Here is a 12,107-nt window from a genome sequence, read left to right on the forward strand (position 1 = left end):
TCCTTCCCGCAGGCGAGGGGCCGACCTGGGCCACGGTGTTGAGTGGCTGGTGTTCAGCAGCGTCGTCATTGTTGCGTCGGGCCGGTGGTCCGTCTCGTGAGCGGGATGGTTCGACGGGCCGGTCCCTCTTCAGCTGATCGTGAGCGGCCCGAGATCCAGACCAAGCTTGTTCCGGCATGAGTCGACGGCCCGCGTGACCCATGCGGTCACGGCGTCGCGGTCCGGTGCGAGCGCGTGCAGCTCGTATGCCTTCGCCTGGGCCTGGACCATCCACGGGGCCAGCGGGTCCTCCCGGATGACTCGATCGAAGTGATCGCGGGCCGTTTCAGGGTCTCCGACCAGGGCTGCTGCGATCCCGGCGTCGAAGCCGTCCCAGATGAAACCCCGCCGCACGGGCCTGGATATCAAGTGTCGGGCGACGTCTGGCAGCGTCGCGAACCTCTCCCTCAGCGCGGTCACGTTCACGGCCGCCTGTCGGCCGAGTTCCACTGCCAGCGGTGTGAACTGGTCCTCTGTGCGAAACGGCTCGGAGCCGACCTGGAGCACGTCCGTGTGGAAGGCGAGGTGGTCCACGTCGTGCCACAGCCACATCACGCCGACGTGCAGACCGCTGCCGGCAGTCCGCGGCGGAGTGAACTCCACGACCCCCAGCCACCATCCGTGATCATCGATCCACAGCCGTGACCGCCCATGCCGGGCCAGACCGAGCGGCTTCAACGACTCCCGCGCCGCCGAGGCGACGATACGGGAAGCCGGACTGCGATCTGCCATAGACGCAATCATCGACCAACCCACCGACATCACCGTCAGGCCAGGGCGACACAACACGGTCTTCCCCGCGCCCGCGGGGGTCAGCCGCGGGGCCGACTGGTCCGAGGAGTCCGGCCGGGTCTTCCCCGCGGGCGCGGAGGCCAGCCGGTCTCCGGGGCCCGCGAAGGTACGCGAAGGCGTCCTCCCCGCAGGCGCGGGGGTCAGCCCATCAACGTCATCCTCGGCTACAAGGCGGTCTATCCCGACGAAGCCATCCAAGCCCACCTGGCCTTCCTGGCCCGCCGGCGAGCCATGCGGCCAACCGATGAATACCGCGTCCCGACCGACGAGGAGTGGACCGATGGCTCTGTTCACGAGAACTGGCAGCACTTCGACGTCGCGAGGTGGCGGGACAGGCGGCGCTGCACGGTGGGGTGCAGGTTGACGGCCGGTTCGTCGAGTACGACAACGCGACCCGGCTCTCCTGCCAGCAGGGTGGCGAGCAGCAGGGCTTCCTGGACGCCGGCGCCCGCGAACTGGGCGACCTGGGCCCTGGCGGCGGGGCCGACAAGGATGTCGATCGTGATCCCCGCGTCGGCTGACGGGAAGCTGCGCAGGTGCAGGTCGAGTCGCGTGATGTCCTTGAAGACCTCCCGGACCTGTGCGAAGCGCTGCTGTTCTTCGATACTGCCGTTCTTGAGCCGGTGCAGCTCGGCGGCCACCGCGCTGCCGTCGCGCAGGTCGACGGGACTGGCCAGCTCCGCGAGCGGGAAGTGCCGCGCCAGGGGGAGCCGGCGGTTATCGGTCAGCACCAGGCCCTGGCGCAGCACCTTGGCGAGGACAAAACGGAAGCTGTAGTGGGTCCTTCTCCCGTGCTCGCTACCCAGGGCATGTGCCAGCGCCGAAAGGGCGGACGGTTCGGTGCCCGTGTCGTTTGTAAGGGGCGGGACATCCACGACAAGGGCTCTTGTGGGGTCGAGGTTGTCCAGGATGCGGTCGAAGTCGATCGCTACCGGCTGGACCTCTCCGGTCTGAGGTGACTTCTCCTGTCGCAGGAAGGAGTACATCACCACATCGTCGGTTGTTGTCAGCTGCTCGCTGGGCGACCGCACGGACACCAGCAGCGGCGAGGCGGTACGCAAGGGAGCTACTGCGTCTTCCATCCAAGGCGGAAGCTGACCTCGACAGAGCTGGCCAGTACGAGGGCCTTGGAGGATGAGCTGCATCGGCTGCCCGTTGTGGCTGAAGTTCCAGGCCGCCCACCAGCGGGAGCGGTGACGTGCTGCGAACGCGACCTGCAGAGTGCCTCGAAGCAGTGACTGAACGGAGTTTGCCGCGATGCCCAGCTCGGTGAACAGCGCGAGCACGGCTCTGCGTGACGATGCGGAGCCCTCTTGGTCTCGGGAGTTGGCGGCGTTGGCGACCACGGCCGCTTCCACGAACAACCGCACCAGTTCCTGCTCTTGGGGCTGGTCCAGTTCGATGTCCAGGCTGACGGTGTAGTCGTCGGCGCCGAACCGGCCCGCCTGCTCATAGACCTCCAACGGATCGGTGCCGTTGCCGGGGCCGCCAAGTCCTTGTCCCAGGACGAGGAGGGGGAGCGCGACGGCAGCGCCGAGGGTTCGACTTTCCGGCACCGTTGGGCCCGGTCACGACGGTTGTCCCGGGCTTCAGGGAGAGGTCGAGGGAGGCGAAGGAGAGGAAGTTCTGGGCCGCTATCGAGTGAATCTTCATGGGGATGTCGTCCGTCCGTGCCTGGCCGATGCGAAGGAGCATGGCAGATCGCGGGGGCGGTCGGCAGCGGACTTTCGCGCACCGGAGGAGTGCCACCGGTGCGGGTGGGCGGGGCAGGGGTGGGGGCGAGTACCTCTTCTCTGCGCACCTCGTCTTGCTTGTATGACTTACTGAAAAGGCGTGGACAGTGTCGGCGGGGAGGCGTAGGGTCTCTCTAGCGTTTCAAGTTGGGTGGATAGGCATAGGGGGTGTGTGGGTGTGTTCGTGACGACGGGGCAGGCCGGGACGGCTCTGGGGTGTTCGATTCCGACGGTGAAGAAGCTGTTGGCCACCGGCGTGGTCCCGGGCGTGCGCGAGACGGGTCGGCAGGTGTTCCCGTTGGCCGCGCTCCAGCAGTTGCAGGCCCGCCAGGCCGCTGACCTGTCTGTGCTCGGCACCGGCGAGGTGGCGGTGCTGCGCTCGGATGCCCCGGCGCGGGTCGAGGAGCCGGACCGGGAGTGGATCGGGTTCGGCAGCGCACTGGACGAGGCGCAGTTGCTGGCGGCGCTGTCGGGCTGGTGGCGGTGCGATCCGGCGAGGGTCGCGGCCGGTGCGGTGCTGCCGGTGACGGTCGCCGGGTTCGTGGTCGCGGTGCTGACCGGCCTGGGGGAGTGGGAGTCCGATGGCACGGTCGGTACCACGGGCCGGTACCGGTTCCCGAAGGCCAGGTTGGCCGGCTACCTGACCGACCTCACCGCCCCCGCGAACGCCGCCGCCCCCGCCGACCCCGAGGACGCCCGCCTGGCCGGGCTGCTGCTCGGCACCCGCCTGCCGTCGGTGTCCGGCGGCCCGATCGCCTACGTCACCACCAACCCGACCACCGACACCGCCGACGAGGGGGAGTAAGCCTGATGGACCGCAAGACGTACACCGCCGAGCTCGCCGGGCTGCGCGAGCTGCGTGCCGGGATCACGGCCGCCGAGAAGCAGGTCGCGGCCGCGCGGAAGGAGCTGGACAAGCTCACCGCCCAGCGTGCGCGCCGCGTGGCCGGGCTGGCGGGGTACGAGGGTGCCCAGGCCGCAGCGGTCGCGAAGGCCTCCGGGCTGTCGGTCGGTGATGTGGTGCGGATCGCCCCGCTGCTGGACCCGACCCCGGCCGCCGTCCGCGCCGCCAAGGCCGACGACCAGGCCGCCGCGCCCGCCCCGGCCCCGGCCCCGGCCTCGGCGCCCGAGTTGGTCGACGAGCCCGCAGCTGCGGTCGCTCCGGCGCTGACCCGCCCGGCTCCCGTACGCGAGCAGCCGGCTCCGGTCGCCCCGGTGACGGAGGCGCCGGCCGAGGTCGAGGACCAGGGCGTCGCCGAGCAGCCCGCCCCGGCCGCTGCGCCGGTCGTCCCTGCTGCTTCGGTCGCTGTCGCGCCGCGTCCGGTGGTCGAGTCCGGGCCGCGTGAGCTGCCCGCCCTCCCGGAGGGCCCGGCCGGTGCCCGGTTCGAGGCCGTGACCACGGGCCTGGTGTCCAAGCGTCCGAACTTCGTCCAGCAGGCCCGCAGCACGGTGTTCCTGGACGCCGGGACCGGCGACCTGGCGGTGCGCGACCGCGTGGTGCGCCTCGACCTCGGCGCCCGCACCCCGGGTGAGATCCTGGACGCGGTGCTGCACGCCGCGCCCGGCACCGGGCGGGTCTACATCACCGCCGGCGCCCCGTGGCACGACGGCGCCGAGCGCTACTCCACGCTCAAGGACGCGGTCGCCGCCTGGCTGAACACGCCGTCCGAGCGGTGGACCACCGCCGTCGGGTCGGGTCGGGACAAGCTGGCCGGGCACTTCGTCCACCAGCGCCAGCCCGTCGGCCGCTACGCCCCCGCGAGCGCGCCGGACAGCGGCAGCACCGAGATCCGCTCGATGGGGGAGTGGTTCGACCCCGACGGCGCCGACGTGACGACCTGCCGTCAGGCGTTCACGCTGCTGTGGCAGGCGCTGCGCCGTCACTGGGACGACGCGGTGCTGATGGGCTCGCCGTCGCAGACCGGCCGGGACCTGTGGTCGCGCACGATCCCGACGACGGGCAAGTGGGCGGGCGGCTACCCGGTGCTGTCCGAGGAGCTCCGCGGGCTGTTGCACGCGACCGGCGGCCAGGGCCGTACCGAGCTGGTCCTGCCCCCGCGGGTGCCGGAGCAGCTGCCGGCGCTGGTGGAGTACGACCGCACCTTCGCCTACGCGAAGCACCTGTGGAAGTCGCCGGTCGGCACGCCGCGCCGGATCACCGCGGCCGCGTTCGCGGCGATGTCGGAGGCCGAGCAGACGAAGGCGCTGATGTCCTGCTCGCACTGGAACGTGCGGGTCACCGTCCCGGCCGGCTGGAACCACGTCGGCCTGCTTCCGGCCCCCGTGACCGGTGACCGGGCCTGGGTCTACCCGTCGGAGCCCGGGGCGACGTTCACCACGTGGGCGGGCGGGGCCGAGGTCCACCTGGCGCTGTCCAACCACCTGGCGCCGTGGCGGATCGAGATCCTCGGGGGCCTGCTGTTCGAGGACGGCAAGCCGCTCGACGAGTGGGGCAAGCGCCTCAAGTCGGCCTGGGGGGACCTGACGAACCTCTCCAAGCTGCACGGCGACGAGCGGCAGCGCCAGGCGGCCTATCTCGCCTCCCGCGCGGTCCGGTCGGTGCTGTTGTTCGGCCTGGGCGGGTTCGCGCAGCGCCCGCGGCTGGTCTCCGGCACGACGCCGGTCGGTGAGGCTCTCCCGGCCGGGGTGGAGATCCTGGGCCGGGACGACCAGGTGGTGACCTGGCAGCGGCAGGCCGGGTTCTCCCGTGACCCGTACGCGCACCCGGAGTGGGCCGCCTACGTGTGGTCGGGGGCGCGGGCGGCGCTGCTGGACATGAAGTACCGGCAGGGCAAGGAGGTCGTCGGCTACGCCGGTGCCCTGCACGCGAAGCCCGGCAGCGTCGTGTACTTCGGCACGGACGGCATCGCCCTGACCGAGCGCCAGCCCTGGCCCTACCGGGGCGAGCCCGGCGACTACCTCCTCAAGGGCCACCTCACCGGGCCGGTCGAGCATCCGACCAGCCAGGAGCAGTACCTCAAGCTGCGCGGCCTGGGCCGCGCCGAACTCGCCGCGAAGGGGACTGATCAGTGAGCCCGGCCGATCCGCAGAACCCGAACGAGGCGGCGCGCCTGACCCAGGAGCTGATCGACCAGGGCTACACCAAGCGCCAGGTCGCCAAGATGCTCGGCCGCGACGCCAGCCTGGTCAGCCAGTTCTTCACCAAGGGCAAAGGCAAGGCGTTCGTCGCCGCGCTGCGCCAGGTCGTCCGGGCGGTGCGCGGCGGCGAGCGCGACGAGGAGGCGCTGTCCGGCATCGCGGAGGCGAATACCACCCGGCGCCGCACCAAGACCGGCCAGAAGGCCCGGGTGCGGGGCAAGGACGTCGTTGGCAAGCCCGGCGAGTCGATGGCCGGCCGCGCGGGCAAGCAGGCCATCAAGTCCGGCGCGAGCCACCTCGCCCCGGTCGTTCACGAGACCGGCCAGGCCGGCGGCCGCCTCGCCTTCACCGTCCGGATGAAGGCCGACCAGTACGTCTACAGCGCGGGCTCGGAGAAGGACTCCGGCGGCGTCCGGCGCGGGTTCATCCCCCGCTCGGACGGTACCGAGGAGCGCACCTACGGCTCCGCCTCCACCGGCGGGTTCGACGCCGCCGAGTGGTCCCAGCGGGTCGCGGACCACCACGGCGACGTGACCGAGGCGATGCGGGAGTGGCTGGTGGAGACCGGCCGCGCCGTCGAGGACGCCGACATCGCCTACCTCGAGGTCCGCGGCTGGATCCCCGAGGACCAGCAGTAGTCCGGGAGGCCTCTCCCCGTCCATGACCTGGCCCCGGGGAGAGGCCGCCCGCCCCTGACCCTTCCACAGCACCGCCCGCGCCGCCGAGCCGTCTCAGTATCCGAAGGAGAAGCACCGCCGTGGAGACGACCACCGCCACCGAGGCCGACGTGCCGGCCGCGTTCCGCGCCGACGCCGGGCAGCCGGTCCCGCAGCAGCCGACCGGGGCGCTCAACCCCTTGCCGCTGCACTGGTTCCAGAAGGACGCGGTGGCGGCCGCGGTGCGCGAGGTGAAGGACGGCGGCCGCGCCACCGTCGTGGCCGCGACCGGCTCCGGGAAGACGCTGATCGCGGCGGGCTGTGCCCGGCGTCTGGCCGTGCGGGGCCGGGTGCTGGTGTTGGTGCCGACGATCGAGTTGTTGGAGCAGACGGCGGAGGCGTGGTCGCTGCGGGGCGGGCGTCGCGGGCTGGCGGTGGCGGCGTGTTCGCGTGAGGAGGCGCTGGAGAGCGCGGAGGCCGGGGGCCGGATCCACGCCGGGGTGACCACGCAGGCGGCCCGGCTCACCGATCTGGTCAACGGCGCCCCTGACGACCAGCCGGTCACCGTGTACGCCACGTACGCCTCGCTGGAGCGCATCGTCCAGGCCCACCAGGGCTGGGGCCTGGTCCAGTGGGACCTGGTGGTGATCGACGAGGCCCACCGGACGGCCGGTTCGGAGGGGAAGGCGTGGGCGGCCGTCCACGACGACGTGAAGGTCCCGGCGAAGCGCCGGCTGTACTTCACCGCGACCCCGCGGATCGCGGACGACCGGCGGGCGAAGGACGGCCTGGCCGACCTCGCCGACGCCGACGGCCAGGCGCTGCCCGTGCTCTGCTCCATGGACTCGGAGGAGATCTACGGCAAGGTCTGCTTCATCTGGACGCTCGGGCAGGGGATCGAGCACGGCTACCTCGCCGACTACCGCGTGCTCGTGCCGGTGGTGACGGACGAGGACCTGCGCGAGCTGCTCAACCTCCCGGCCGTCGCCGACCTGCGCTCCCAGCGCACCAACGAGGAACTCCTACGCCTCGCGCTGCAGATCGCGGTGCTGCGCGCGGTCGCCGACCTCGGCCTGCGCCGCGTCATCACGTTCCACTCCCGGGTGTCGGCGGCGCGGGAGTTCGCGAACACCCTGCTGGAGGCCTCGGAGCTGCTGGAGGACGCGGAGCGTCCGGAGCGGATCTGGGCGAAGGCGGTGGCCGGCACCGACCGGCTCAAGGACCGCCGGGCTGCGTTCGCGGACTTCAAGGCCCACACCGGCGAGGACGGCGAGGAGTGCGGCATCCTCTGCAACAGCCGCCTCCTGACCGAGGGCATCGACGTCGCCGCCGTGGACGCCATCTGCTTCGCGGACCCCAAGAGCTCGGTCATCGACATCGTCCAGGCCGTCGGCCGGGCACTGCGCCAGTCCTACCGGCAGGGCAAGGTCTCCTGGGTCGTCATCCCCGTCTACCTGCCCACCCCCGAGGTCGGCGACGACACCGCCACCGCGCACCCGGCCGAGGTCCACGACGCCGGGGAGGCCGTGAAGGCCGAGGCCGACGCCGAGATCGAGGCCAGCTCCTTCCGTACGATCTGGCGGGTCCTGCGCGCCCTGGCCGCGCACGACGCCCGGGTGGTCGGCCGGATCACCGAGCTGCGCGGCGCGCGGTCGCAGGGCACCGCGCACACCACCACGACCCAGGCCGCTACGGGTGAGGCCGCCGAGCCTGGCGGCGCGGGGGAGCAGCCGCCGGCCCCGGTGGAGTCGCCGATCGAGTGGCTGCGGATCAACGCGAAGCAGCACGCGGCGCGGATCCTGCAGACCGTGAAGCTGCGGGCGTTCAACCCGCGCGCGGTGGAGTGGCAGCGGATGCACGCCGTCGCCGCCAGGTTCCACATTGAGCACGGCCACCTCGACCCCACCGACAAGACCCGCCACGGCGAGCTGATCTCCTGGCTCACCCGCCAGCGCCACCTCAACGGCCAGCACCTGCTCGACCCGGCCAGGGTCAGCGAGCTGGACGCGCTCGGCATGATCTGGTCGAAGAACGCCAACGCCTGGGAGCGTGGCTACGCCTACGCCGCCGCGTTCCACCGCCGGCACGGCCACCTGGCGATCCCGGCGACCGCGAAGCTGGACGACTACGCGGTGGGGGCGTGGATGCGCCGCCAGCGCAAGGCCGCAGGCCTCACCACCGCCCAGGCCGCCAAGCTCGACGCGCTGGACGAGTTGTGGCGCCTGGAGCCGGACTGGAACCGCTCCTACCGCCGCCTGCTCGCCTACCTCGCGGCCGGCGGCACCCTCGACGGCCCCGCCAACCGCACCGGCCTCGGCGACGACCCGGCGTTCCGCCCCGGCACGTGGCTGCGCAAGCAGGCGGGGGCCCGCACCGACGGCAAGCTGACCGACCACCAGACCGCGCTCCTGGACGCGCTCACCCGGCACGCCGAGACCGTCACCGGCTGACCCGCCCCGCAAGACCCCGCCGTCCCGGCCCACCCGGGCCGGGACGGCCGCCCGCACCCCGCTCTCGACACCCCGGAGGCACCGCGCGATGACCGACACCACCCGCCCCGACCCGGACCCCGCCGCGACTGGGCGGCTGGAGCTGGCCTCGCACCGCAGCCGGCCCGCGCCTGCCGACCGGGACCTGGGCCGACCGATCCTCGACTCCCCGCTGGTGCGCGGCTCGATGTGGCTGCGCTGGAGCGGCCACGACGGCATCCGCACCCTCCACCACGGCGCCAGCCTGGCTCGCGGCTGGGTGGAGAAGGACGTGGACGGTCTGGACGGCTGGGTGGCCCTAGCCGAGGGCCGGATCGTTCACAGCGCCCGCTCGGGCCCCGCTGTGCCGGAGCCCGTCGTCCACACCGAGGCGTGAGAGGCGGGCGCGACGCTGCACGCCGCCCTCGCCCAGCACCCCAACCAATCCGAGCACGCCCCCGGATGAGAACGACGACCAGGAGCACGGCTTATTCGGCGGCATCCGCAGCCGGGTCCGCCGTCGGGCGGCACGGCCTATCGTCGGGGCTCGGCGCGCCAGGCCCGGTGGGCGCGAAGCAGTTCCGCCCGCTGGTCCGGCTCGGTGTCACGCAGGACCATCCGCAGGGTCAGCAGGTCGCGCAGGAGAAGGGACGTTCTACGGGCCGCGCCGGAGCGGCCGCGAAGGAGCCGCAGGACGGCGATGAGGCCCATGACGAAGGGAAGGCCGAGCGCCGGGGACAGTTCCCACAGTCGCTGAGTAATCATCAGTTCCTCCAGTGTCGAACCCGCCGCTGGGCAGCGGCTGTCGACTCCTACAAGTAGCCTGGGGGGAGGTTCACTTGGTTGCAGTGAACGAGAATGACGAGGACACGGGGGGACCTGTGCAGGATCCGGGCGAGGTGCCGCAGGGGCCGGCGGTGGTCCGACTTACCGAACTGCTACGAGCAGCCATGGCCGAGTGCAGGATGAACCCAGCAAACCTTGCGGAGGCCGCCGGCCTGTCGAAGGGCGGCGTGAGCAACATCCTCAAAGGCAAGTCCGTGCCGACGACGCACACCTTGGACCTGCTCGGCCACGCCCTGCAGTTGAAGGGCCCGCGCCTGGCGGAATTGCACCGGCTACGGGACCGGGCCAGCGTACGGACCCGTCGCCTGGACACCTACCTGGCCGCTGCTCACCGGGCGGCGCAACAACAGCAGTATCCCGGGCTGACGGATGGGGTGCTCCCGCCACTGGCATCGATCCACGTCCGCCAGCAGATCGAGCAAGAAGCGGCCGCGGCTGTCGGCGACACACCGGTGGCCGCGGACGGGCTCGAGGTACTGGCGCAAGGACGGACCTGCGTGGTCCTCGCCGGCCCTGGTGGCGGCAAGTCCAGCCTGCTGCAGGCGCACATGTGCGCCGACCTCGAACGGTGGAAATCCGGCCGCGGAAGTGGAGCAGTCCCCGTCTACGTGCCCGCTGCCGCGCTGGCGGCTGCGCCGCTGTCCCAGGCATTGGCTGCGGCGGTCACTGCGGAACTGGCGACCAGCGGTTTGACGGAGGACCTCCCGGCAGCCTTCTTCGCCACCCCGCCTGCCCCGGGTGTGCGCTGGTACGTCCTGGTGGACGGCCTGGACGAGGTCACGGACGCGGCAACCCGCACCCGGATCCTGCAAGGTCTCGCCGCCGTCGCTGACAGCGACGCCGCGGACCTGTACCGATTCGTCGTTGCCAGCCGTCCGGTGCCTGACCATGAACTCGGCATGTTGGGCTCGGCGGTGCCCCGGTACTTCCTGCAGCCGTTCGCGGCGGAGGTGCTGCCGGCAGTGGCGCTGCAGTGGTTCACAACACTGGGCGTGTACGAGCCGCAGGCCGTCACGGACCGGTTCGTGGCCTACCTCGGCTCTTCTCGGCTGGAGAAGATCGCACACATCCCCCTCGTGCTCGGCATGCTCTGCCAACTCCACGCACTGCGCCCCGAGTGCCCGCTCCCGGTAAGTCGGGGCGCGGTGTACCGCGAGTTCACCGAAGCGCTGTTCCAACGGCTGCACGCCCGTGGGGAGTCCGGGATCCACGTACAGACACGGCTCGCACTCGGACGATTCGGCGAGCAGACGGTTGCACGAGCTGCGCGCCTGGTCGACCAGTTACCCGAGCTGATCGATCGGGCGGCCGACTGCTACGTGGACGACCAGCGCCTCTCGCTCCTCGACCTGATCCTCACCGATCCGGCCGCAGCGAGTCCCGACAGGTCGCTGGCGAGGGAATGGCGAAGCTTCCTCTTGCACAGCGCTGCACGCACCGGGCTGGTCGTGTCGCACGGCGAGGACCTTCGGTTCGTCCACCAGACCGTGCTTGAGTACTGCGCCGCCCGGCACGCCACTAGAAGCCCCGTCAAGCGTGGCGAGCGACTGCGCGAGATGTTCCAGATGCACGCGGACAGCCAGAAGAAGACGTCGGCCAGATGGCAGAGCGGAAGCCTCTACCGCAGCTTCCTGCTCGACGACGGGCTCCCGCTGGAGACAGCGACCGTGGCTCTGATCGAACACACGATCACCGATGAGTACCTGCTGCCAGTGAGTCTGATCGCGGCGGAGGTAGCTTCGGGGACAGGGCTGCCGAAGCGCATTGTCGAGCTCACTGCCAGAAAACTCGAAGGCGTCACCCGGGCATGCCACCAGGCCATGGGCGACAGACGCTTCACTCGGGCGGTTGCGAAACTAGGTCCCGCCTTCTCGGGGCGGCAACTGCTCGACTGGGGCGACCAGAGCCTGTCCGCGGCGAGGGCGTTGGCGGCGTTCGAGCCGGCCTTGGCGGCGGACCTTCTGGATGAGCTGACTCGGCTTCGCGATGATCCCCCGTTCCGGGAGAAGAACCGGCTGAAGGCGGCCGAGACCCTGCTCGATCTCCATCAGGCGCGTGGGCTTGACGCCATGGCCCGGCTGGCTGCGGACCCGTTCCTCTTCCCCTCGTACCGCGTGGCGGCCGTCGAATGGATGCGGATGCACGGGGACGAGCGCGCGCTGGAGATCTCGCTGGACCTGGCACGGACGCTTTACCAGGGCCCTGACCAGGAACGGGCCGAAACGCTGGCGCGGACGCTCCAGTTGGATGCTCGGATAGCTGGACTGGTGCGCCGGATTGCGGAAAAGTCCGGGGAGCCGGACCCGGACGACCGGGAAATGCTCGCCATCATCGCGGCGGAAGATGTCATGCAGCCGCAGGTCAGGATCATGGCGGCTACGGTGCTGGACCGGTGTTCCGCCGAAGCGCCAGGGTTCCTGATGAGCAGGGCCATGGCAAAATCCCGTGATGGCTTTATACGTGAGTGGTGAGAG

10 protein-coding genes are annotated in these 12,107 nt (G+C 71.3%); 6 read left to right on the forward strand and 4 right to left on the reverse strand.

The genetic code is table 11. From position 1 onward, the window contains the following. Positions 1-129 precede the first annotated feature (129 nt). From ACFVFS_RS22410 to ACFVFS_RS22420, 3 genes are all read right to left on the reverse strand, one after another. Positions 130-771: a hypothetical protein gene (locus tag ACFVFS_RS22410; RefSeq protein WP_380626366.1), complete on the reverse strand. Its 642-nt coding sequence runs from the start codon at positions 769-771 to the stop codon at positions 130-132. Between the two features lie 350 nt (positions 772-1,121). Next, positions 1,122-2,294 carry a hypothetical protein gene (locus tag ACFVFS_RS22415; protein ID WP_380626367.1) on the reverse strand — a complete coding sequence of 391 codons (1,173 nt, stop codon included), beginning with the start codon at positions 2,292-2,294 and terminating at the stop codon, positions 1,122-1,124. Next, a complete protein-coding gene (locus ACFVFS_RS22420) occupies positions 2,281-2,526 on the reverse strand; it encodes an AAA family ATPase (protein WP_380626368.1) in 246 nt (81 codons plus the stop codon). Before ACFVFS_RS22420 ends, ACFVFS_RS22415 begins: the two co-directional genes overlap by 14 nt. Positions 2,527-2,796: 270 nt before the next feature. Between ACFVFS_RS22420 and ACFVFS_RS22425 the strand changes: the two genes are divergently transcribed. The 5 genes from ACFVFS_RS22425 (at position 2,797) to ACFVFS_RS22445 (ending at position 9,184) form a co-directional block, all read left to right on the forward strand. Continuing rightward, the gene (locus tag ACFVFS_RS22425; protein ID WP_380626369.1) at positions 2,797-3,369 is read left to right on the forward strand and encodes a DNA-binding protein; all 573 of its coding nucleotides are present in this window, start codon (positions 2,797-2,799) and stop codon (positions 3,367-3,369) included. A gap of 5 nt (positions 3,370-3,374) precedes the next feature. Next, positions 3,375-5,597, forward strand: coding sequence for a hypothetical protein (locus ACFVFS_RS22430; RefSeq protein WP_380626370.1), 2,223 nt, complete (start codon positions 3,375-3,377; stop codon positions 5,595-5,597). Beyond that, a complete protein-coding gene (locus tag ACFVFS_RS22435; RefSeq protein WP_380626371.1) occupies positions 5,594-6,301 on the forward strand; it encodes a helix-turn-helix domain containing protein in 708 nt (235 codons plus the stop codon). The genes ACFVFS_RS22430 and ACFVFS_RS22435 overlap by 4 nt, the downstream gene beginning before the upstream one ends. A gap of 119 nt (positions 6,302-6,420) precedes the next feature. Beyond that, positions 6,421-8,769 (forward strand): Helicase associated domain protein, encoded by a 2,349-nt coding sequence (locus ACFVFS_RS22440; RefSeq protein ID WP_380626372.1) that lies wholly within the window; start codon positions 6,421-6,423, stop codon positions 8,767-8,769. A gap of 88 nt (positions 8,770-8,857) precedes the next feature. Continuing rightward, positions 8,858-9,184 carry a hypothetical protein gene (locus ACFVFS_RS22445; protein ID WP_380626373.1) on the forward strand — a complete coding sequence of 109 codons (327 nt, stop codon included), beginning with the start codon at positions 8,858-8,860 and terminating at the stop codon, positions 9,182-9,184. Positions 9,185-9,321: 137 nt separating this feature from the next. Here ACFVFS_RS22445 and ACFVFS_RS22450 read toward each other — a convergent pair whose 3' ends face one another. After that, positions 9,322-9,552 carry a hypothetical protein gene (locus ACFVFS_RS22450; protein ID WP_380626374.1) on the reverse strand — a complete coding sequence of 77 codons (231 nt, stop codon included), beginning with the start codon at positions 9,550-9,552 and terminating at the stop codon, positions 9,322-9,324. Positions 9,553-9,635: 83 nt separating this feature from the next. Between ACFVFS_RS22450 and ACFVFS_RS22455 the strand changes: the two genes are divergently transcribed. Then, a complete protein-coding gene (locus ACFVFS_RS22455; protein WP_380626375.1) occupies positions 9,636-12,104 on the forward strand; it encodes a hypothetical protein in 2,469 nt (822 codons plus the stop codon). The last annotated feature ends 3 nt before the right edge of the window (positions 12,105-12,107 follow it).

This window comes from Kitasatospora sp. NPDC057692 (assembly GCF_042799475.1).
Lineage (GTDB): Bacteria > Actinomycetota > Actinomycetes > Streptomycetales > Streptomycetaceae > Kitasatospora.

Excerpts from the sequence above, each read along its gene's own strand:
- ACFVFS_RS22420 (WP_380626368.1), bottom strand. The coding sequence starts at position 2,526 with ATGCTCCTTCGCATCGGCCAGGCACGGACGGACGACATCCCCATGAAG.
- ACFVFS_RS22410 (WP_380626366.1), bottom strand. The coding sequence starts at position 771 with ATGGCAGATCGCAGTCCGGCTTCCCGTATCGTCGCCTCGGCGGCGCGG.
- ACFVFS_RS22445 (WP_380626373.1), top strand. The coding sequence starts at position 8,858 with ATGACCGACACCACCCGCCCCGACCCGGACCCCGCCGCGACTGGGCGG.
- ACFVFS_RS22430 (WP_380626370.1), top strand. The coding sequence starts at position 3,375 with ATGGACCGCAAGACGTACACCGCCGAGCTCGCCGGGCTGCGCGAGCTG.
- ACFVFS_RS22450 (WP_380626374.1), bottom strand. The coding sequence starts at position 9,552 with ATGATTACTCAGCGACTGTGGGAACTGTCCCCGGCGCTCGGCCTTCCC.